Genomic DNA, 21,603 nt, shown 5'->3' with positions numbered 1-21,603 from the left:
AGGCGGGCTTTCAGCCCGCCTTTTTTGTTTGTACCCGGCGCTACTTCAGCCAACTCGCCATACGCTCGAGCGCGCGCACGATCGCAGCTTCTGTCCCTGCATAAGAGAAGCGCACGAAGCGGTTGCCGCTGGTGCGGTCGAAGTCGATGCCGGGCGTTGCCGCCACTCCTGCCTCATCCAGCATAAGCTGGCAGAACTCCATGGCATCATTGGAGAACCGGCCAAGGCCCGCATAGGCGTAGAAGGCCCCTTCCGTTGGTGGGCCAATGTCGAAGCCGAGACCGCGCAGGCCATCGGCCAACAGCAGGCGGTTGCGGGCGTAACCCGCCTTCTGCTCCTCGGCATAATCACGCTCGCCGAGGGCGACGGTTGCGGCGATCTGGCTCAGGGTCGGAGCCGAAATAAAGAGGTTCTGCTGAAGGATCTCGGTGCGGCGAATGAGGTCGCCGGGCATCACCATCCAACCGATGCGCCAACCGGTCATGCAATAGTACTTGGAGAACGAGTTGATGACGACGGCCTCACGCGTCAACTCGAGCGCACTCACCGACGGGGCCTGATAGTCGAGCCCGTGATAGATCTCGTCTGAAAGGAGGCGAACTCCGAGCCCGGCACAGGTCGCAACGAGTTCGGCAAGTCCCGCGCGGTCGACGGCAGCGCCGGTTGGATTGGCAGGGCTGGCAAACAGCAGGCCTTCGAACGGCGTCGCCGCATGGGCCCTGGCGGCAGCGTCGCCCGTCAGCTTCCAGCCGTTGGCGGGCGAGAGCGGGATCTCGACGACCTCGAAACCGAGACCGATCAGCGTGTTGAAATAGGCGGGATAGCCCGGCCGGGTGATGGCGATACGGGCGCCTGGCTGGAAAGCGGCGTGAAAGGCAAGGATGAAGCCTGCCGACGAGCCCATCGTCGCAACGATGAGTTCCGGATCGACCTCGATGCCGTGCTGCTCATTGTAATATCCGGCCAGCGCCTCGCGCAGCTCGCGTGTGCCGGTGGCGTTGGTGTAGCCCTGGGGATCGGGGAGCGCCCGTGCGACGGCTTCGCGGACCTTGGGAGCGGGCGGTGCGCCCGGCTCGCCGATCTCCAGATGGCAGATTGCCCGCCCCTCCGTCTCGAGCGCCTTGGCGCGGCGCATGATCTCCATGGCGTGAAAGGGCTTGAGTTCGGGCGGTTGCAGGTCTGTCATGTCGGCTCCGGAACAGCCCGTCTGCGGTAGCCGAAAGCCGCTCCGGCCTCAACCACATTTGACCCGAAGTCTTGCGTGCGATTTGAGGAAACAGTGATAAACGCCTCTGAGGCTATGATTGCCTTCTACCGATTCCGCGGAGTGTTCAATGTCCCGCCTCGTTATTGCCGTCGTTGCCCTGGCCGCCGCCATCGCCGGGGGTGCAGGCGCTTTCTACCTCAAACCGGCGCCGGAGCCGGTGACCGACATCGCGGCCGTCCGGGCGATCGTCGAGGAGGTGCTGAGTGAGCGGGACGCGGCCGCGCGCGTCGAAACGGCAAGCACCGAGATCGATCCCGCTGAGCTCAACCCCATGATCGAGGACTACCTCATGGGGGACCCGACCATCCTGCAGCGACTCTCCACCGCGCTCGATACCAGGGTACAGGCCGAAGAGCGCGAGAAATCCCGCACGGCGCTCGCCGCGGTCGGCGATGACCTCTACGAGGCCGAGGGCCATGTCGTGCTCGGCAATCCGGAAGGAGACGTCACCCTCGTCGAGATGTTCGACTACAACTGCGGCTACTGCCGGCAGGCCCTGCCCGACCTGGCCCAGCTGCTTGCCGAGGACCCGAACCTGCGCGTTATCCTCAAGGAGTTCCCCATCCTCTCCCAGGAGTCGATCGAGGCGGCTCGGGTCGGTGTGCTGGTGGCGCAGGCGGATGTCGACTATTGGGACTTTCATGAAGCGCTTTTCACCTCGCGTGGTCAGGTGACCAAGGAAACGGCGCTCGAATCGGCGGAAGCGTTGGGGCTCTCCCGGGTCAGCCTGGAGCTCGAGATGAACACCGAGAAGGTCGCCTCGGTCATCCAGGATTCCTACGAGATCGCCCGCGCACTCAACATCACCGGCACCCCCACCTATATCATCGGCGACGAGATCATCCCTGGCGCCATTGGGGTCGAGGAACTGCGCCAACGCATTGCCAATATGCGCGAGTGCGGTTCGACGGCTTGTCCGAGCGAATAGCGAAGTAGCGAATAGAGGAGCGCCTCACCCTATTCGCTACCCCCTATTCGCCATTCGCTTCCTTTGCCTCGCTTCCTTTGCCTTTTCAGTGCAATTCCTGTAGTCGAGCTTGCGCTGGTCGGAGGGCCAGTGCACAAGGCGGAGACCATGGCCAAACGCGTTCTCGTCCTCAACGGACCGAACCTCAATCTCCTGGGCACGCGTGAGCCCGATATCTACGGCGCCTCCACATTGAGGGACGTCGAGCAGCTTTGTGCCGGAACCGGCAAGGAGCTGGGATTGACCGTCGACTTTCGTCAAACCAACTCGGAAGGCGAGATGGTTACCTGGATTCAGGACGCCCGGAAGACGGCCGATGCGATCCTTATCAACCCGGCCGCCTACTCACACACCTCGGTCGCCATTCTCGATGCACTCAAGGCCATCGGCCTGCCGGTCGTCGAGGTGCACCTGTCCAACATCCACCAGCGCGAGCCTTTCCGGCATCATTCCTACGTGTCGAGCGTGGCCCTTGGGGTCATTTGCGGGTTCGGCGTAACCGGATATAGGCTGGCGCTCGAAGCACTGGCCGAGAAACTCCAATAGCTGTCGTCGCGTGAAGCGGGAGACCAATAAAATGACCAAGGCATCACAAGTGGACCAGGACCTGATCCGCGCAATTGCCGAACTGCTGAACAAGGAAAACCTGGCCGAGATCGAAATCGAGCAGGACGACTTCCGTGTACGCGTGACGCGTTCGTTCGCCAAGGAAACCGTGACTTACGCCGCGCCCGCGCCGATGCCGGCCGCGGCGCCCTCCTCCGCCCCGATGGCGCCGGCCGGTTCGGTTGCGCCCGCCTCCGCCCCCGCCGCCGAGGACCTGAACTCGCACCCCGGCACCCTCACCTCGCCGATGGTTGGCACCGCTTACCGCGCGCCGGAACCCGGCAAGCCGCCTTTCGTCGAGGTGGGCACAAAGGTCTCCGAGGGCCAGACTGTCCTCATCATCGAGGCGATGAAGACGATGAACCAGATTCCGGCGCACCGTTCGGGCACGATCACCCGTATCCTCTTCGAGGACGCGCAGCCGGTCGAATATGGCGAACCGCTCGTCGTGATCGAATAGGGAGAGGCGGAGATGTTCTCCAAGGTCCTCATCGCCAATCGCGGCGAGATCGCGCTGCGCGTGCTGCGCGCCTGCAAGGAACTGGGAATCCCAACGGTCGCCATCCATTCGACGGCCGATGCCAATGCCATGCATGTGCGGCTCGCCGACGAAAGCGTGTGCGTGGGTCCGCCGCCGGCGCGCGAGAGCTATCTCAACATTCCCTCGATCATGGCGGCCTGCGAGATCACCGGGGCCGACGCGGTGCATCCGGGCTACGGGTTCCTCTCGGAAAATGCGCGTTTTGCGCAGATCCTGACCGAGCACAACGTCACCTTCATCGGCCCATCGGCCCATCACATCGAGATCATGGGCGACAAGATCACCGCCAAGAGGACGGTGGTCGAGCTGGGAATCCCAGCGGTTCCGGGTTCGGAAGGCGCGGTCTCGACGGATGCCGATGCGCTCGCCACGGCAAGGAACATCGGCTACCCGGTTCTCATCAAGGCGACTGCCGGCGGCGGTGGTCGCGGCATGAAAGTGGCAAGGAGCGAGGCGGACCTGCTGGTCGCCTGGTCGACGGCACGCTCGGAGGCCAAGGCTGCTTTCGGCAACGACAGCGTCTATATGGAAAAGTACCTCGGCAAGCCGCGACATATCGAAGTGCAGGTGCTGGGCGACGGTCAAGGCAATGCCGTGCACCTCGGGGTGCGCGACTGCTCGCTGCAGCGGCGCCACCAGAAGGTATGGGAAGAAGCGGGTGGCCCGACGATCAGCCCGGAAGAGCGCGACTCGATCGGCGAGATCTGCGCCGCGGCCATGCGCAAGCTCAAATACTCGGGCGCGGGTACCGTCGAGTTCCTCTACGAGGACGGCGAGTTCTACTTCATCGAGATGAACACCCGCCTGCAGGTCGAGCATCCTGTGACCGAACGCATCACCGGCATCGACATCGTCTATGAGCAGATCCGGGTGGCTTCGGGCGAAAAGCTGCCGATGCAGCAGCAGGACGTGCAATTCTACGGCCATGCCATCGAGGTGCGCATCAATGCCGAGGACCCGCAGACTTTCGCGCCCTCGCCCGGCACCATCACCTTCTATCATCCGGCCGGCGGCGTCGGCGTGCGCGTCGATTCGGCGGTCTACCAGGGCTACAAGATCCCGCCCTACTATGACTCGCTCATCGGCAAGCTCATCGTTCATGGACGCAACCGCGACGAATGTCTGCAACGTCTGCGGCGGGCGATCGACGAGTTCGTGGTCGACGGGGTCAAGACGACGCTGCCGCTCTTCCAGCGGCTGATCAAGGAGCCGGACATCCTGGCCGGTAATTATGACATCCACTGGCTGGAAAAGTTCCTGGCCGAGAACAAGTCCTAGCGGCGATTCAGGGGAACTGGCGGCGCCGGTCAAAGAGGCGTGACCGTCGTCGGAACCGGCGCACAATAATTCCGTTCCGGCCGCAAGCCGGCTAAACTCAAGCGCATGTCCCGCCCGTCCAACCCCTTCGACATCGAAATCACGCCCGAACTGATCTTGCGCGCCTATCGGGCGGGCATCTTTCCTATGGCCGAGGACGCGGGCTCGCCGGATCTTTTCTGGGTGGCGCCCGAGAAGCGCGGAATCCTGCCGCTCGACGGTTTCAAGATCTCAACAAGCCTGCGTAAAGCCTTACGCCAGCGGGATTTTTCTGTTAAGGTCGACACCGATTTCGGCGCGATCATCGACGGGTGTGCCGCTGCGGCGCCGGACCGGCCTTCGACCTGGATCAACGAAGCCATCCGCTCTGTCTATGGCGAGCTCTTCAGGCGCGGCATCGCTCATACGGTCGAGATCTGGGACGGAGTGGAACTGGTTGGCGGTCTATATGGGCTGGCCATCGGCGGCGCCTTCTTCGGGGAATCCATGTTCCACCGGCGGACCGACGCGTCGAAGATCGCGCTCGCCCATCTCGTCGAACGGCTCAATGCCGGCGGCTTCGTCCTTCTCGACACGCAGTTCCTCACGCCGCACCTGGCTTCCCTCGGGGGAATCGAAATCTCCCGCGAGGAATACGAGGAGCGCCTTGCCGAAGCGCTGACGCATTCGGGCGACTACTACCGTTGGGACAGGCTGAAGGGCTCTTGATTCGCCGCGTTTTCGAACCGCAAAGGTGGTATCCACTTTTGCTGAAAACGCTTCAGCGCTCCTCCGCCCGACGCGCACTGACGAACTCCCGACCGCCGGGCAAGCGCCGCGCGTCGGGCTTATCTGGGTCAACCACGCGCCAGAACGGCGTGATGCCGTTCGCCGGGGCACCACCTTCATAGGCGGCAAAACTGGTTTCAGCGATCTCTTGCACATGCCTGCGTACGGTCACGGGGCACGTCGCGTCAGCCCCCCAGGCCTTGGCCAATCGCGTTCGAATGGATGTCAGGCTGCCGGTGCCGCCGGCCGGTATTTCGGCGATCAACTCCTCTACCATGACGCGCGACGGGATCAGCATCGACTGCGGCTGCATGACGCCGCTCACGGAATGCAGTTTCTGCTTGATATAGGGAAGTTGCGGCCCCTCGTCCTTACCTTCGCCCATCGTCGGATGCCCTCCCTTCATCAGCGAGCTTGATCGCCACCTGCGTAACCCACTTTTGCGGATCCCGTTCCTCGGACGGGTCGATTTCGTGGATCTGGAGCCGACAGGCAAACCGCTCACCATCAGTGGCGTGCTCGACGTCCCAGGCGAGACGCTTCTCCTTGGCCCAGCCGATAAACATCGGCATCACATCCCTGAGTCCGTTATAGGGGCCCGTCCAGACGACCCGCGCAAAGCGGCCGGCGGGCAATTGGCTGAAGTGCACCCCATCATCACCCTCTCCCGCCGCCGCCACAGGCGCACCGATCTCGATATCGAGGGTTCGCATCATATCGATGCGACGATAGTTGATGAACGGAGCTCCCACCGGCACAACTCCATTCCGCTTCATCCAGGCAAAGAGCCTCGGAAAGCCCTCGTCCGCAGCTCCGTCGATGCCATCCATGGGCACCGTATAGGGGATGTAGGGATAGGGCTGGGCATCGCGCTCAACGAATTCGGGCAGTGTCAGCACTGGTCTTTCTTCTCCAATGGAACGAGTTGTCAGTCGATATGGGCGCCGCACGTCACGTTGGCGGTGGTCGATGTCATGGCCCGTGCGTGGTCGCTTGCCATCAGCGCCACGGCATCGGCGACTTCGGCGAGCGAGGGCAGATGCCGCAGGGCCGCGCCTTCGCCAGCCTGCCGCTCGAAGGCCTCGAGCGAAAGGCCTGCCTCTCTGGCGTGAATCTTGAAGGCCTCGCGCACGCCGGGCGCATCGGGGGATCCGGCCGAACGCACGCAGACGACCCGCACGCCGGACGGTCCCATTTCTGCTCCGAGCTGGCGAAGGTAGTGCTCGACCGCAGCGCACGCGACGCCAAAGCCGCCGACCATTGGAAACGGAAAACGCCCGGCATTGGCCGTAATGCCGATAATGGCTCCACCACCATTGTCCGCCATATGCGCGGCGACGGCCCCGCCGGTGAAGAACCAGGTGCGCGTCGCCCTCTCTATGGGCACGAGGTACCGGGACGCGTCCATGTCGACGAGCCTCTCGCCCTGGGTATCCCCCCAGTCGATGGCGCTGAACATGATCCTGACGGGCCCTGCCCGCTCGGCCACGCGGTCGAGATGCGCCCTGACGGCCGCGGGATCAAGCGCATCGACCGGCGTGACGTCGGCCGCACCGCCGGCGGCCTCTATCTGCTCCCTTACAGTCTCGAGCGTTTCAGGTGTGCGGCCCGAGAGAAATACTCTGGCGCCCTCGCGGGCGAGCGCACGAGAGACCGCGCCACCGACCGCGCCGGCCGCGCCATAAACGATTGCGGGCTTTCCTTCCAAAAGCATACCTAATTCCTCCATTCATCAGGGGTTTCTGGCCCTGGTCGAGTGGCGGCAGGTCAAATCGACATGCTGGCAGCAGAATATTTCAACATGCCCGAGAGGGAGGCTGTGCCCGCCGCCCTTAGTCGGCGCGTGCCTCGGGCGGCGGCACGTTCGTGCTCGTCTTGCACTCGACGAGCCAGACGTCATAGACAGCATGGTCGACGGCATTGAGCGCGGGGCTGTCGGCGAAGACCCAGCCGGTGAAGATGCGCTGTGTCGTGCCCGAGAGACTGCGCTGGTCGACTTCGATGAAGGCCGAGGTGCGCTGCAGCGTCTCATTGGCGGGGCGGTTGTAACAGGCGCGCGGCGTGATCTCGAGGGCGCCGAACAGTACCGTCTCGTCGATATAGACATCGAACTGGGTGATGCGCGCGGTGATCTTGTCGAGCCCGGCGAACACCGCCACGGGATTGGCCAGGGGCTGGGCGCAGACGGGGCTGGCAAGAAAAGCCAGCGACGCAACCAGGAGATGTTGCCACAGGCCTACCGGGCTGCGGCTGTCGCCGGATTGCAGGCGCGGGCGGACGGCCACACCACTCACTCGGGCGACCAGGCCTCGTAGTCGCCGGTGACGCGCGGGCGCTCACCCTTGTTCATAAGGCTGCCGTCGGGCCGGTAGGCGGCGGCGGTGCCGGTCAGGTTGGGCTCGTGGGGCTGCTGCCAGTCGCGCGGCTTGTAGTTCACCTCCGTCGGGATGACGTCGGTGCGGTGGTGCATCCAGCCATGCCAGCCGGGCGGGATCGTAGAGGCCTCGGCTGGGCCGTTATAGGTGACGAACCGGCGCCCGTGCTTCTTGTCCAGATAGTACCTGTTGCCGAACTCGTCGGTGCCTACGTGCTTGGTGAACCGCCGCAGCCAGAGCCGGGTACCCCAGGTCTGGCCGTGCCACCATACGAAGATTTCCGAGAGGAACTGCTTGATGCCGCTGCTTGCCACGTAACGATTCCGCGTGCCGGAGAGAAGTCGATTTGGCTCGATGTAACACTATCGGCGCCGTCAGCCTAGCCCCGACCGCACGCCGCCAGGCATGTGCACGCAGGGTCTGCGGGACCACCAGATATTGTGTTCACAGGCGTCATCGGCCGGTCGTAAATTTCTGCGCTTGACAGGCCGACAGAGCGTGAGTCGGCACCGATGATGGCATGGTTAACACTTGGTTTCCACCGCGATGGCGAGGGCAATCTGCTTGATTCCGCTGGCCTTTAGCGCGGCTTCCTGTTGCTATCTGCCAACCGCCGGGTCCTCGAGTCCACCTTGCGAAAACCCGCGTTCAAACCCCGCGAAATCCTTGCACTTTGTCCCCGCAATCCACATATTACCCATACTAGCGGTTGTCCTGAGTACGAGCCCAGACACTAGACCTTGTGATTTCTTGCGTTGACGCCCGTTTTGAATCGGAACACTCTTTTCGACGGTCCGGGGCCATTTGAGGAACCTGGGCAAGTCCTTGTTTTAAGGTCCGGCGGCAGATCCGGGCGGAGACAGGGCGCGGGGTAAGAGTCCGGTTCGCGCCAGCGGACCGGTTGGTAAGCGTCAACGACAACGAGACACACGGAGAAGCCGGTTTTCGGCTCGCGGGCTTGTGCCCGCCAATTTGGGGACTACGCATGCGCATCGAACGCCGATTCACCAAGGCCAATGAGGACCGTTACGCGGGCATCGAGTTCCGCTCGGCCACGAGCGAGATCCGCAACCCCGACGGTTCCGTGGTGTTCAAGCTCGAGAACATCGCCGTGCCGGCCGCCTGGAGCCAGGTCGCGGTCGACATCATCGCGCAGAAGTATTTCCGCAAGGCGGGCGTCGCCAAGGTTTTGAAGCGCGTCGAGGAGAACGACGTTCCCTCGTGGCTGTGGCGTTCGGTGCCCGACGAAAAGGCACTCGCCAAGCTTGCCGAGGACGAGCGCTCCGGTTCGGAGATGGATTCGCGCCAGGTCTTCGACCGGTTGGCCGGCACCTGGACCTATTGGGGCTGGAAGGGCAAATATTTCGATACCGAAGAGGACGCCCGCGCCTTTTTTGACGAGCTCGCCTACATGCTCGCCACCCAGCGGGTCGCCCCCAACTCCCCGCAGTGGTTCAACACTGGCCTTCACTGGGCCTACGGTATCGATGGCCCGGGCCAGGGGCATTTCTACGTCGATCCTTTCACCCATAAGCTCGTGCAGTCCAAATCGGCCTACGAGCACCCGCAGCCGCACGCGTGCTTCATCCAGTCGGTCGAGGACGATCTCGTCAACGAGAACGGCATCATGGACCTGTGGGTGCGCGAGGCGCGGCTGTTCAAGTACGGTTCGGGCACGGGTTCCAACTTTTCAAAGCTGCGCGGTGAAGGCGAGAAGCTCTCGGGCGGCGGCAAGTCCTCAGGGCTGATGAGCTTCCTGAAGATCGGCGACCGGGCGGCAGGCGCCATCAAGTCAGGCGGCACCACGCGGCGCGCCGCCAAGATGGTGGTCGTCGACATCGACCATCCCGACATCGAGGACTACATCAACTGGAAGGTCAAGGAAGAGCAGAAGGTTGCCGCGCTGGTGACCGGTTCCAAGACCGTCTCCAGGCATTTGAAGGCCATCATGAAGGCCGCCGTCAATTGCGAGGGCAATGGCGACGACTGCTTCGACGTGCAGAAGAACCCGGCCCTCAAGCGCGAGGTGCGCGCGGCCAAGAAGGCGATGGTGCCGGAGAACTACATCTACCGCGTCATCCAGTTCGCCAAGCAGGGTTACACCGACCTTGAGTTCCCCACGTACGACACCGATTGGGACAGTGAAGCGTACCTGACGGTCTCGGGCCAGAATTCCAACAATTCGGTGCGCGTCACCGACGAGTTCCTCAACGCCGTCGAGGCGGACGGCGACTGGAACCTCATCGGACGCATCAAGGGGAATGTGATCAAGACCGTCAAAGCCAGGGACCTCTGGGAGCAGGTTGGCTACGCCGCCTGGGCCTCGGCTGACCCGGGCATCCAGTATCACACGACGATCAACGAGTGGCACACCTCGCCGGCGGCCGGGCCGATCAATGCATCGAACCCGTGCTCGGAATACATGTTCCTCGATGACACGGCCTGCAACCTGGCGTCGATCAACCTCCTGCCCTATCGCGGCAAGGATGGCGTCTTCGACACGGCTGCCTACGAGCATACAGTCAGGCTCTGGACTATCGTCCTCGAGGTCTCGGTGATGATGGCGCAGTTCCCCTCGCGGGCGATTGCCGAACGCTCGTTCGAATACCGCACGCTCGGTATCGGCTATGCCAATATCGGCGGCCTGCTGATGACCTCGGGCATCCCCTATGACTCGGCCGAGGGCCGGGCGATCGCTGGCGCTGTGACGGCCATCATGACGGGTGTTGCCTATGCAACCTCGGCCGAAATGGCAGGCGAGCTGGGGCCGTTCAAGGACTACAAGCGTAACGCCCAGCATATGCTGCGCGTCATCCGCAACCACCGCAACGCTGCGCACGGCAACGCCGACGGCTATGAAGGTCTTTCGATCAACCCGGTGGCGCTCGACCTCGCCAACCTGCCGGACTCCAAGCTCGGCGAACGGGCCAAGGCCGCCTGGGACAACGCGCTCGCGCTCGGTGAAAAGCACGGCTACCGCAATGCGCAGGTTTCGGTGATTGCGCCGACCGGCACGATCGGGCTCGTGATGGACTGCGACACCACCGGCATCGAGCCGGACTTCGCTCTCGTCAAGTTCAAGAAGCTCGCCGGCGGCGGCTACTTCAAGATCATCAACCGTGCGGTGCCCCCAGCGCTGCGGACCCTCGGCTACGGCGAGGACCAGATCGCCGAGATCGAGGCCTATGCGATCGGTCACGGCAACCTCAACCAGGCCCCGGGGATCAATCCGACGACGCTGAAGGCCAAGGGCTTCACGCAGGAGAAGATCGAGGCACTCAACGCGGCCCTCAAATCCTCCTTCGACATCAAGTTCGTCTTCAACCAGTGGACGCTCGGCGCCGACTTCCTCAGGAGCCTCGGCGTCACAGACGCGCAGCTCGCCGACATGAGCTTCGAGCTCCTGCCTTTCCTCGGGTTCACCAGGAAGGAAATCGAGGCGGCCAACATCCATGTGTGCGGTGCGATGACCCTGGAAGGCGCACCGTTCCTCCAGGCCGAGCACCTGCCGGTATTCGATTGCGCCACGCCCTGTGGCAAGATCGGCAAACGGTACCTCTCGGTCGAGAGCCACATCCTGATGATGGCGGCGGCGCAGCCCTTCATTTCGGGCGCGATCAGCAAGACCATCAACATGCCGAACGACGCCACGGTCGAGGACGCCAAGAACGCCTATATGCTGTCCTGGCGCCTGGCACTGAAGGCCAACGCGCTCTATCGCGATGGCTCCAAGCTCAGCCAGCCCCTCAATTCCTCGCTGCTTGCCGATGACGAGGAGGAGGAAGAGGACGCAGCCGAAGCTCTGGCCGCCCTGCCCGCGGCGGCGCGCACCGAAGTCGTGGTCGAAAAGATCTTCGAGCGCATCCGCGACCGCGAGAAGATGCCGGACCGTCGCAAGGGCTATACCCAAAAGGCCATTGTCGGCGGACACAAGGTGTACCTGCGAACCGGCGAATACGACGACGGGCGACTGGGCGAGATCTTCATCGACATGCACAAGGAAGGCGCCGCCTTCCGCGCGATGATGAACAACTTCGCCATCGCCATTTCGCTGGGTCTGCAATACGGCGTGCCGCTCGACGAATATGTGGAGGCGTTCACCTTCACCCGCTTCGAGCCGGCCGGCATGGTGATGGGCAACGATCGCATCAAGAATGCGACGTCGATCCTCGACTATGTGTTCCGCGAGCTTGCGGTCTCCTACCTCGACCGCAACGATCTGGCGCACGTCAATCCGGACAGCCCGACTTCGCTCAGCAAGGGCGTCGCCGAGGAACAGAGCGCGCGCGCTGGCGCCGCGCCCGCCCCGGTGCCCGCTGAGCGCTTTGTCTCCCGCGGCATGACCCGCGGCAAGGTGCAGAACGCGGCCCTGATGCTGGTGCCGCGCGCCGAAGGCGAGCAAAACCCCGTCGGGTCCATGCAGACGTCGACCGTGACGGCATTGCGTTCGGCAACTGCGCTGAAGCAGGAGCCGAACGTTGCCCCTGCCGCCTTCCCCGCCGCCGAACTCAACCCCATCCCCTCGCCTCCACCCACCAAGGACACCGGGCTGCTGCGGGCCGAGGCGCAGATGAAAGGCTACACCGGCGACCAGTGCACCGAGTGCCACAACTTCACGATGGTGCGGAACGGCACATGCCTGAAGTGCGACACGTGCGGGACAACCACAGGGTGCAGTTGAGTTGAGGACGTGATTGAGCCGATCCGTCTGGGCAAATGAAGTGTCCCTGACAATTCGAAGAGGCCCGGAATTACGGGCCTTTTTGCTATCTGGTCAGGCATTCGAATTGTCCTCGACGTCCGTCTGGGCAAATGAAGTGTCCCTGACAATTCGAAGAGGCCCGGAATTACGGGCCTTTTTGCTATCTGGTCAGGCATTCGAATTGTCCTCGACGGGCCCGACGCGAAGGCCAGACGGTTGCTCGGCCAAGAGCAAAGAATCAGAAAACGGGCCGGCTGGTTGTCCAGCCGGCCCGTTTTCTTCAATCAAGTTGCGGGGTGGTTAGTTGATCATCTGGCTTTGTTGCAACGCGAGCTCGGGGCCGAGAGCAGTCGCCGGGTGTTCAACAACCATAAGGTCCTCAAGCATGCGCGGATTCTGGACGCTGAAGAACGACATGCCGATCCGTCTGGGCAGAAGATGTTTCCTGGCAAGTTGCAAAACGGCCGCAATCGCAGGGCTTTGAGGCTTCTTAACGTGCCAGATGATCTGTCCTTGTGACGCTCCCCATCGAATTTCCATTATTGGGGTGTCGCTGCCCATGAGGTTTGGCCGGATTCCTGGGCATCAGACGCGGAAGGGTGGCAAAATTTGCCTCACCCCCTTAGGCTACCCGACAACGATAGCGGCGGTGGGTAAATCGGGACCTGCTGGGAGTGTGACAGTTGAGGGACGACGACCGCTTACGACGTCATCCAAGGCCACTTGTTGTTGTAGATGCGCGCAAAGGATATGCATAACGGCGCATAGTTCGCACTCAAACGGCGCATCAGTGGTGCTCACAAACCTCAGGTTAGAGAAAGGCCCGGCAAACCCGGGCTTTTCCGTTTCAGCACGCCGAAGAGGCCAACCGCCGCAAACACGTTAGGCCATAATACCCCCTGGAGCTCCTGGAAGTCTCAGTGGGACACCACGTGGAAGCAGTAGCAGTCAGCTATTCTAGAGCGCTCGGCTATGACCGAAACGGGGCCGGTTGCAGACTGTCCGGTATTCGGTGCTTCAAGCGAGAAGCGGACATATCGCCGATGAATGTCGAGGGCCGGAACTGGCCCAAAGCGGTCGCCAGGAGCTTAGCGGGGGTAACGGACGCGCCCTCGCCCCGATCCTCAGCGGAGACCAATAAGAGCACCGAGCCTGTCAACGCACCATGAACTGGAGACTAGGCACGCTGCAGGTGGTTAGGTTGGCCGGGATGCATTGGTGTTGGAGCGCTTAGCGCTGCGCCTTGTCGTTACCTGTGCCGACCCACCGTTGGAGTGTGGTGCTCCCGATGCTACACCTAGTCGAGTTCTTACAACCTTTTACGATCTGTTCTTAGGCGTGCGTCAGTCACCACAACGCAAGATGCTTCAGTTTGCCAAGATCTTTATCGGCGATGTCGTAACAGTCGGCTCCGATCAAGCCATTTTGGCTGCCGTGGTCGCGCACTTCGAGGCGACCTCGACGCCGGCTGTGATCCTTACCAACGTCAACCTCGGCGGACGGCAACTGGACTGCGTGGCCGTGACAGCGACACGCGCGGTCGTCCTGGAAGCAAAGGGCTATCACCGGCGGCTTCGCGGCGGACCAAATGGCGCCTGGGAAGTCGAGCTGGCCGGCGGCGCGTGGAAGGCAATTCAAAGCCCTTACCTTCAGGTCCTCGGTGGGCGGCACGCGCTCCGTGATGCGATGGCGATGTTTGACGGCGGGAGCGTCCCCTATCCTGACGCCGCGGTCGTATTCGCGCCGACCATCGGGCCGAACTCGCAGCTATCCTCCGACTTCAAGGTCGCTATCCGGGGCCTGGACGAACTGCCTTCGGAACTGTCGCAGGGGGGCGCGCAGGGTTGGCCGCTTGATAAGTGGGAGGCCTTCGCGCGGCATCATCGTTTGAACGAAGTGCCGGACGTGGCGACGGCCTGTTCGCCCGTGCTCGCGGAGGCGCACGCGCTCCTCGCGCGATACGCGTCTGGCTTCCTTCGCACCTATCGGCCGCTGACGACCGGCATCGTCGACGCGCTGTGGGAAAATGGTGAAGCCTCCGTCACGTCCGACCAGTTGATGAGCCACCTTACCCGCGGCGGCGACGCCTATCTGCTCGGTCCTTCCGGCTGCGGGAAGTCGATGACGGCCTATGGCGCGGCCGCAGGGTTCGCCGAGAAAGGCGGCGTCCCCATTGCGGTCGCGGCGAAGAACTTCAGCGTTTCGATGAATGCGCTTCTCGACGATGAAGTCCATCAGATCGTTGACGCGGATGCCGGCCAGCTGATTAGCGCGGCCGCGCGGCTCGACCGACCGCTCATGCTTCTCCTCGATGGTTTGAATGAGTGCTCGGACACTCAGCGCGGTGACGTGGTCCGCCGCTCCGCGGCTTTCGCCCGGCGCTACGCGGCCGGCATAACGGTCACAACGCAAGCGGTAGTCGAACGGTCCGACCTGCTGCCCTTGGACACCTACGTGGTCGTGGCGCCCGGCCTTGACGTGAAACTGGCGATCGCGCGGCAAGCGGCCGAGGGGCAGGCGTTGCCTGCAAGCGCGATCGAACTTTTGAACGTTGTCGGCACTTGCCTCGAAGCGGGGGTCGTCGGTCGGCTTGGAACGAAAGTCGGCGCCGAAGTAAGTCGTTTCGGTTTGCTCGATCTGTACGTTCGCGAGCGCTTAGGCGACGGCGCGGCGGATGGCGTCACGCGGCTTGCCGCGATTGCCGGCTGGATGGCGGAGCGCATCACCTTCAGTATCTCACGGCGCGATGTCGAGCGGCTCGCGGACAGTTCCTCGCGCACGCTTGCCGACCGGCTGGTTGCCGCGCACGTCCTTGTCATCCGTGGCGAGCGGATCAGCTTTCAGCATGACCTGTATATGGACGCTTATGCAGCGGAGGCCGCTATCCGCGCCGTCGGAAACGATGCGCAAGGAATTGCGAACGCCCTGGGCCACCCGGTTCATGCCAAGCGCAAGGAGTTCATTCTCGGCGCGATCGACGATCCTGTTTTGCTGGAGGAGGTTTTTGCCGTTCTCGCGGATCCCGAGCTCATCTTGTCCTGTCTCGCGGGGCGGTGCGGTCGACGGGCGCGGGAGTGGGCCGAAGCCGGCACGCTCCGGGCGCTCACGATGATGGCCGAAGAGATCGATGGGGTTCGTCTCGTCATCGAAGGTGAGAAGACCTGGTCCGTCGGGTTCGAGCCCTCCGGCGTGGCTTGGACCGCCGGCGAACGCGCTTTTGTCTATGCGCTGCCCTCCCAGGTTGTGGCGGGCCATCACCTCGAGACGATGCTCGCGCTCGTCGCGCGGATGGATCGGCGTCTTGCCAGTGAACGCGTGCGTCTGGGCGAGGAAGCGGCCGTGAAGAATATCGGGCTTCGCGGCGAGTCATTTTACGCGGCTTATGTCTCGCAGATGAGCGGCATTCCCGCCCTGTCCCATGTCAGTAGCCGCATTGGCCTTGTGCCGTGGCATGCGAACGAAGCAATCGGACCGCGGCTCCTGGAGCTGCTGCGCGATCCTAACCTCTCCATGGGTCAGGCCTATTTTCTCCTCAGCCTGTTCCATCGGAACGGCAAATACGACACGGCCGCGGCGGTGGCGATGGCCGACCTGATCGACCGTTTTTGGAAGGGCGCCCCTTACCATTTCAAGCTCGATCTCATAGACCATGCGGGCTGGTGCCGCCCGGCGGCCGATGCCGCGCGCGAGGCTCTCATCGCCAAGATCGATGCCTTGCCCACGGAGCCCCATATCTTTCTTTCGACGAGCGTTGTCGACGCCCTTCAACACCTCGGTGGTCTCGAAGCTGGCGAGCGTGAGCACGAAGAGGTCGTTCGCAACGAGATCGCGCAATGCCTTGCCGCCCCGGAAGATCCGGATATGCAAGCGGCGGCCTTCGGCGTCTACAGCGCCTGCATGGACCACCTGTATTCGAATGCTTATGCGGCCGTATTCAACGCGCTGCCGCCTGAGGACCGAGCGACCATGCTCACCATGGCGGCCCGCGGTGCCGGCGATGACAGCTTCTTCTTGTCGCCGCTGATCGTCGAAACGGCATCCCTGTCCGACAAACTCGCCACGGAAGCGTTGCAGCGCTTCCTCGCCCCGCCGCGCAAAGACAGCTTCAATCCAGGCGATGCCATTCAGGCCTTTACGCTCGCGCATTTGGCGTATGGGCAGAACGGGCTGGCGCTGCCGCGTCGCCGTGACGACGAAAATGATCCTGCGGGGGCCGCGCTCAGCGCGTGCGGTACGATACTGTACTGGATGAACCGGATCGATCAGTCGGTCGACGACCAAATGGCGGGGTCATCAGCCGCCCGCACCTATCTCCATGGGGGTCGCGGCGCGGCCGTGCTGAACTGTCTCCGGCTGACGGAACGCGTGTATATCGAGGGCTGGCGGCGGACCGCCGGTTTACCGCCGGTGACGCAATCCATTGCCGAGTTCGTGCCGCAAGAGGCGCTGGCGCTCGCCAAGCGGGCGCTCGCCGAACCATCCGCGCTGAAAGGGTATTTTGCGCATTACTATCAGCGCGATCGGTTCGATGACCTCGGCTATGCGGTCGGGCTTATTGGTCGATTTGGCACTACAGCTGATATCCCGCTTCTGCGGAAACTAGCCGCTTTAGAGGAATTGAGCGGGGGCGCGATCGCTGGGATTAGGTCGATTGAAGAACGATCTGCGCTTTGACCGTGCTATTCGATCGGCCAGCGAACCCGGCCCGTGTGGACTATTGCGCGGGTCGATTTGTGCATACTATTAGGCATTTATGAACGATGTTCGACGCTTATGACTATTACGCTTACTCCAACGGTTCATGGCGATCTGTGTCAGGGCTCCCGCTGGGAAGTCGCTGACCGCGAAGTGCTGGCGGAGCGCGTGGCCCGGGTCGCGCTCGGGCAATACCGCCACGTCGAAGGTGTCTTGGCGGGGCTGAACGTTCGCGCTCCGCGAACGGACAAGGAAGTCGCTACGGACGCCAAGCGCAAGCTCGAAGTCGCCGCGAACGGCGACCCGTGGCATCGCGACGGCTGGTTGTTTCAGACCATCTCCTGGATCACCGCTAACCAGTCAAAGGCGAAGGGGAGCGCCATCGAGTTACCCCACATCTTCCACGCGCATAAGGGCTTCGATGGCATGCAGCTGGACATCTCCGATGACGGCAAAACAATCACAGCTGTGGTCATCTTCGAGGACAAGGCAACGACGGATCCGCGCGGAATGCTGCGAGACGATGTGTGGCCGACTATCGAGGGCTTTGAAGCCGGCAAACGCGTGTCGGAACTCCTACACACCACGACCGGGCTCTTGTCGGCACGCCAGCACAGCTTCCCCGGTCTTAATGTGGACGAGGCGATCGATCGTATCGTTTGGCAGGAGGTGCGTCAGTACCGGGTGAGCATTACAACCGGGAAAACGCATGCAGCGGACGCTGCGCGGGAACGGCTCTTCGACGGCTATTCCGACCTGGCGAAAGGCGATGTCTCGCGGCGCCGCGCGGAAACCATGCACTTTGATGATTTGCGCAACTGGATGACGTCGTTCGCCGCGCTGGTCGGAACGAAAATCGATGAGGCCGTGATTGTTTGACCCCATCACATCGGCGTTGATTGCCTCTTCGCCCCAGCTGTCAGGGCTCGATCTCCAGGGTTTGCCGAAACGGCTTACCGAAGCGTATGCGGAGATCGTGGCGGCGCGTATCGAGTTCCGCGGCCTACCCGGCGCCACATCCGAGCGGCTCACCACAGTGCTCGCCGAAATGCGCCGGCTCGCTGCCGCACAAGAGGCGTTCGTTGCGCTGGAACCTGACCGCGGCAATCGAAACGCGGCAGCATTCGTTGCCGCGTCGGCTCACCAAGCCCGCTTGCTCGCTACTCCGCCCGAAGAGCGGGCGGCATCCTATGTGGATGGCACGAGCGTCGCGCCGGAAGTTTGCGCCTCGCTGCTTTTTCTCGTCGCCGAGGCGCACGCAGACGCTGCCGAATGCGCGAAGCAGATCGTCATCGCGGAAGAGCGGGCGACGAGTGTTGATGGCGTACTGCTGCAGGCGATCCGTCTTTTGTGCCAGGGCAACCTCAACGCCGTTCGGCGGCTTGAACTCCCCGCGCTGCGGGAAACGGAAGGCGGGGCCCTCGCTGTCGAGGCGCTATACCTCACGCTACTGAAAGGCGTGCAGAACCTCGCGACGCGTTTGCTTAGTCGCGTTGATACCCCAGTTGACGCGGGAGGCGTCGAGCCACCCGGAACAACGTTCGGGCGCGTGAAGGAACTGAGCGTTGGCACGCTAGGCGATGTGCTGGGGATTGATGCGGAGATCTACAGCCTGTTTCCAGGGCCCTTGCACCTAGCGAGCCTCCTGCTTGCCGCAGATCGCGATTTGATTGCGAACGCGACGTCGCGGATAATGCCGCCGGACGGCGTTTCTGAAGACGCGTGGTGGCCGATCATACGACGAATGGCGCGTCGTCGGCCCTACCTATGGCGCAACCACAAACAGGCGATCGAGGCGCACTATCTCGACATCGGCGTTTCATCGGCGTTGAGCTTCCCTACCGGCGGCGGCAAGTCGACACTCGCCGAACTGAAAATCGCCACCGCTTTGCTGCGGGACAAGAAGGTTGTCTTTCTCGTGCCGACGCACGCCTTGGTCGATCAAACGACACGTGCGCTAAAAAGCACGTTCAATGCCTTCGAGATTGTTGGCGACATTGAAGACGAGGCTTCCGCGGTCGAGTTCATTGCGCTGCCGGAAGTGGTGGTAACCACGCCCGAGCGATGCCTCGTACTCTTGTCATCGCAGCCCGCGGCCTTCGCTGATCTTGGTCTTGTAGTATTCGACGAGTGTCATTTGCTGCACCCGCGCGAGCCGGAAAAAAGCCGTCGGAGCGTCGACGCGATGTTGGCCGTGCTGAATCTCGCTCAGGTCGCGCCGGGGGCGGACTTCCTTTTGCTCTCCGCCATGATGAAGAACGCCGAAGAGGTCGCTGCATGGATGACCGAGCTAACAGGAAGCCAATGTCTTCATCTGGACCTTGCCTGGAAGCCGACCCGCCAGGTGCGCGGTTGCGTAGTTTACCCCTCATCGCGGATCGATGAGCTGAATCTCGTGTTGCGGCAAGCGCGTATCGACCGCCCGAAGCAGAAGAACGCTCCGGCGGCGGTTGTGAAGACGCTGACCGCGCGGCCGCTTGGCCTTTTCAGTCTGCTTCAGACCTGGGCAACGCAAGATCGAAACGACTACGCGCTCCTTCCCTTGCTCGATGCCGAACATCATTTCTCAACGGGTACGGCGGCCAACAGGCGATGGTATCTGACGCCCAATGGCAACCACACGAGCGCATTGATCGCCGCCGGCGCGGCGGCGAGCGGGATGAAGACCCTCGTCTTTGCCCAGACGGTTCCACAGGTGGTCGCCGCGGCCCGTGATTTCCGCGAGCTCGTCGCGCATGACCCGATTGTGCTTAACGACGACGAGAAGGCGCTCCATCAACTCGTCGTCGAAGAGATGGGTGGGCCGTCCTATTGCTACCTCGCGCTGGAGCCGGATGGGCGGTTCGCGGGCGGCGCCGTTACGCATCACTCCCTGTTGCTGCGCGAAGAGAGACTGCTCCACGAAAGCCTGTTCAAGCGGCGCCCCGGGGCAAATGTCCTGTTTGCGACCTCGACGGTTGCTCAAGGCATGAACTTGCCTAGCGAGGTCGTGATAATTTCGGGCGACAGCCGTTTCGATCCCGCGGAAAACAAATTCGCGCAGCTCGAGGCGCACGAACTTCTAAACGCGGCAGGACGCGCCGGCCGCGCAGGCGAAAGCTCACAGGGCTTTGTCCTGGTCGTGCCCAGCCGCGTCGTCCCGTTCGATGATAAGACCAGCAGCATCGGCGGTCATTGGATGAAGCTTCAGGCGATATTCTCGCAAAGCGACCAGTGCGTCGACATCGATGATCCGCTGACAGCCTTGCTGGATGCAATTCACGCGGGTGTTCGCGAGGGCATGCCCTTGTACCTTTTGAACCGCCTTCCCCCGGCGAGCGCTGAGGGGACGGACGCGCCGCTGCGCTCCCTTGTCGAACGCTCGTTTGGGGCCTTTCGCGCCAAGCAAAAGGCCGACGCCGCTTGGGTCGAAAGTCGCATCGCTTCCGCGTTCCAGGCGCGGAGTGAGCATCCCACTGCGGAGGCAGACAAATGGATCGAGGGTGTGGGTGCGCTTACCGGTGTGCCGGCAGAAACGCTTCGCGAGATCGCTGATCTCTTCGCCAACAACGACGGGCTAACGACCCCTGCGGCGGTGGATCGGCTGCTGTCTTGGCTCGCGGCTAAGCCGAGGAACTTGATGGAGGTCCTTCGTCCGGAGAACGTCGCCGAACTCTTCGGTGGGGAGTTCGAGAAGCTGAAAACCGAGGAGAAGCGCGTGAAGTACGCGCTCCCGGTGATTGCATCGCTTCTCCAGAAGTGGATGGCCGGTAGGCCGCTATGCGAGATGGAGGCCTTGCATCCAAATCCTGATTCGAATGCCTGTCGGCACGCACGGCATTTTGTATTGAGGTTGGTGCCGGATCTCGCGTTCTTAGCGGGCTTGCCTGCGCGTCTGCTTCAGGCGAAAGCCGGACTAGGCGCCTCCGTCGCCTTGCCAACCGCGTTAGCAAGTCTGGGAAGTGCTGTGAAAGAAGGATGTGATAGCCCGGAGACCTTGGCCGCCCGCATTAATGATGGGCGAGCCGTGTCTCGCGTTTCATCACGTCAGAGATTCATGGAAGTTGTGCCATACATCACGCCCGCTTCGGCCACTGAGCCCTTTGAAGAAACGCGGCAACGGGTTCGAAACGCTGTCGCATTGAAAGCGCTCTCGACACCGATCTAGATAGTCCAGTGGTTCTAAGTGATCGGCGACAATGGGGAGGCTGTCCGGCCGGCGAGGTCCGCCACCAAGTGTCCGCTAGTGGCGCAAAGGTGCCAATGTGCCCTGCCTTGCTCATGTCCGCTTCTGGGCTGCGGCTGCTACTAGGGCAATGACCGAGATGGGGCGGTGAGTTCAACCGGTCATCGCAACACCTCTAATCTGAGAGGATGGGGAGGTGT

At 62.6% G+C, this 21,603-nt stretch carries 16 protein-coding genes; 9 read left to right on the top strand and 7 right to left on the bottom strand.

Going from position 1 to position 21,603, the window contains the following annotated elements:
- Positions 1-40: 40 nt before the first annotated feature.
- Entirely contained in the window at positions 41-1,186 is a 1,146-nt protein-coding gene (locus QQK18_RS19670) for a pyridoxal phosphate-dependent aminotransferase (RefSeq protein WP_284342084.1), read from the bottom strand.
- Between the two features lie 148 nt (positions 1,187-1,334).
- On the opposite strand from QQK18_RS19670, the gene QQK18_RS19665 reads away from it, so the two are divergent.
- The 5 genes from QQK18_RS19665 to aat all read left to right on the top strand — a co-directional run bounded on the left by QQK18_RS19665 (position 1,335) and on the right by aat (position 5,406).
- Positions 1,335-2,195, top strand: a complete 861-nt coding sequence (locus QQK18_RS19665; RefSeq protein ID WP_284342083.1) for a DsbA family protein — start codon at positions 1,335-1,337, stop codon at positions 2,193-2,195.
- Between the two features lie 147 nt (positions 2,196-2,342).
- Positions 2,343-2,780, top strand: coding sequence for a type II 3-dehydroquinate dehydratase (aroQ, locus tag QQK18_RS19660; protein WP_284342082.1), 438 nt, complete (start codon positions 2,343-2,345; stop codon positions 2,778-2,780).
- Positions 2,781-2,811: 31 nt separating this feature from the next.
- On the top strand, positions 2,812-3,300 hold the full coding sequence (accB, locus tag QQK18_RS19655; protein WP_284342091.1) for an acetyl-CoA carboxylase biotin carboxyl carrier protein: 489 nt from the start codon (positions 2,812-2,814) through the stop codon (positions 3,298-3,300).
- Positions 3,301-3,312: 12 nt separating this feature from the next.
- Positions 3,313-4,659 carry an acetyl-CoA carboxylase biotin carboxylase subunit gene (accC, locus tag QQK18_RS19650; RefSeq protein ID WP_284342081.1) on the top strand — a complete coding sequence of 449 codons (1,347 nt, stop codon included), beginning with the start codon at positions 3,313-3,315 and terminating at the stop codon, positions 4,657-4,659.
- 105 nt (positions 4,660-4,764) lie between these two features.
- Positions 4,765-5,406: a leucyl/phenylalanyl-tRNA--protein transferase gene (gene aat / locus QQK18_RS19645; RefSeq protein WP_284342080.1), complete on the top strand. Its 642-nt coding sequence runs from the start codon at positions 4,765-4,767 to the stop codon at positions 5,404-5,406.
- A gap of 52 nt (positions 5,407-5,458) precedes the next feature.
- Here the strand turns inward: aat and QQK18_RS19640 are convergent, their stop codons facing one another.
- The 5 genes from QQK18_RS19640 to QQK18_RS19620 all read right to left on the bottom strand — a co-directional run bounded on the left by QQK18_RS19640 (position 5,459) and on the right by QQK18_RS19620 (position 8,140).
- Entirely contained in the window at positions 5,459-5,851 is a 393-nt protein-coding gene (locus tag QQK18_RS19640) for a hypothetical protein (protein WP_284342079.1), read from the bottom strand.
- Positions 5,838-6,365: a GyrI-like domain-containing protein gene (locus tag QQK18_RS19635; RefSeq protein WP_284342078.1), complete on the bottom strand. Its 528-nt coding sequence runs from the start codon at positions 6,363-6,365 to the stop codon at positions 5,838-5,840. The genes QQK18_RS19640 and QQK18_RS19635 overlap by 14 nt, the downstream gene beginning before the upstream one ends.
- Positions 6,366-6,394: 29 nt before the next feature.
- Entirely contained in the window at positions 6,395-7,180 is a 786-nt protein-coding gene (locus tag QQK18_RS19630; RefSeq protein WP_284342077.1) for an SDR family NAD(P)-dependent oxidoreductase, read from the bottom strand.
- 118 nt (positions 7,181-7,298) lie between these two features.
- Positions 7,299-7,751, bottom strand: a complete 453-nt coding sequence (locus tag QQK18_RS19625) for a DUF2155 domain-containing protein (RefSeq protein WP_379995371.1) — start codon at positions 7,749-7,751, stop codon at positions 7,299-7,301.
- A gap of 5 nt (positions 7,752-7,756) precedes the next feature.
- Positions 7,757-8,140, bottom strand: coding sequence for an NADH:ubiquinone oxidoreductase subunit NDUFA12 (locus QQK18_RS19620; protein WP_284342089.1), 384 nt, complete (start codon positions 8,138-8,140; stop codon positions 7,757-7,759).
- Between the two features lie 686 nt (positions 8,141-8,826).
- On the opposite strand from QQK18_RS19620, the gene QQK18_RS19615 reads away from it, so the two are divergent.
- Positions 8,827-12,522 (top strand): vitamin B12-dependent ribonucleotide reductase, encoded by a 3,696-nt coding sequence (locus QQK18_RS19615; RefSeq protein WP_284342076.1) that lies wholly within the window; start codon positions 8,827-8,829, stop codon positions 12,520-12,522.
- 321 nt (positions 12,523-12,843) lie between these two features.
- Here QQK18_RS19615 and QQK18_RS19610 read toward each other — a convergent pair whose 3' ends face one another.
- A complete protein-coding gene (locus QQK18_RS19610) occupies positions 12,844-13,104 on the bottom strand; it encodes a hypothetical protein (protein ID WP_284342075.1) in 261 nt (86 codons plus the stop codon).
- Positions 13,105-13,905: 801 nt separating this feature from the next.
- Between QQK18_RS19610 and QQK18_RS19605 the strand changes: the two genes are divergently transcribed.
- The 3 genes from QQK18_RS19605 to QQK18_RS19595 all read left to right on the top strand — a co-directional run bounded on the left by QQK18_RS19605 (position 13,906) and on the right by QQK18_RS19595 (position 21,385).
- Positions 13,906-17,217, top strand: a complete 3,312-nt coding sequence (locus QQK18_RS19605) for a nuclease-related domain-containing protein (RefSeq protein ID WP_284342074.1) — start codon at positions 13,906-13,908, stop codon at positions 17,215-17,217.
- Between the two features lie 99 nt (positions 17,218-17,316).
- Positions 17,317-18,117 carry a hypothetical protein gene (locus tag QQK18_RS19600; protein ID WP_284342073.1) on the top strand — a complete coding sequence of 267 codons (801 nt, stop codon included), beginning with the start codon at positions 17,317-17,319 and terminating at the stop codon, positions 18,115-18,117.
- The gene (locus QQK18_RS19595) at positions 18,110-21,385 is read left to right on the top strand and encodes a DEAD/DEAH box helicase (protein ID WP_284342072.1); all 3,276 of its coding nucleotides are present in this window, start codon (positions 18,110-18,112) and stop codon (positions 21,383-21,385) included. The genes QQK18_RS19600 and QQK18_RS19595 overlap by 8 nt, the downstream gene beginning before the upstream one ends.
- Positions 21,386-21,603: the final 218 nt, after the last annotated feature.

Source organism: Devosia nitrariae, from assembly GCF_030160115.1.
Lineage (GTDB): Bacteria > Pseudomonadota > Alphaproteobacteria > Rhizobiales > Devosiaceae > Devosia > Devosia nitrariae.
This window is presented reverse-complemented; position numbering and strand designations above follow the sequence as displayed.

Bases quoted from the DNA above. Each gene is read 5' to 3' on its own strand.
- QQK18_RS19640 (WP_284342079.1), bottom strand. From the start codon at position 5,851: ATGGGCGAAGGTAAGGACGAGGGGCCGCAACTTCCCTATATCAAGCAG.
- QQK18_RS19665 (WP_284342083.1), top strand. From the start codon at position 1,335: ATGTCCCGCCTCGTTATTGCCGTCGTTGCCCTGGCCGCCGCCATCGCC.
- QQK18_RS19630 (WP_284342077.1), bottom strand. From the start codon at position 7,180: ATGCTTTTGGAAGGAAAGCCCGCAATCGTTTATGGCGCGGCCGGCGCG.
- QQK18_RS19615 (WP_284342076.1), top strand. From the start codon at position 8,827: ATGCGCATCGAACGCCGATTCACCAAGGCCAATGAGGACCGTTACGCG.
- accC (WP_284342081.1), top strand. From the start codon at position 3,313: ATGTTCTCCAAGGTCCTCATCGCCAATCGCGGCGAGATCGCGCTGCGC.
- QQK18_RS19670 (WP_284342084.1), bottom strand. From the start codon at position 1,186: ATGACAGACCTGCAACCGCCCGAACTCAAGCCCTTTCACGCCATGGAG.
- aroQ (WP_284342082.1), top strand. From the start codon at position 2,343: ATGGCCAAACGCGTTCTCGTCCTCAACGGACCGAACCTCAATCTCCTG.
- QQK18_RS19610 (WP_284342075.1), bottom strand. From the start codon at position 13,104: ATGGGCAGCGACACCCCAATAATGGAAATTCGATGGGGAGCGTCACAA.
- aat (WP_284342080.1), top strand. From the start codon at position 4,765: ATGTCCCGCCCGTCCAACCCCTTCGACATCGAAATCACGCCCGAACTG.
- accB (WP_284342091.1), top strand. From the start codon at position 2,812: ATGACCAAGGCATCACAAGTGGACCAGGACCTGATCCGCGCAATTGCC.
- QQK18_RS19605 (WP_284342074.1), top strand. From the start codon at position 13,906: ATGCTTCAGTTTGCCAAGATCTTTATCGGCGATGTCGTAACAGTCGGC.
- QQK18_RS19600 (WP_284342073.1), top strand. From the start codon at position 17,317: ATGACTATTACGCTTACTCCAACGGTTCATGGCGATCTGTGTCAGGGC.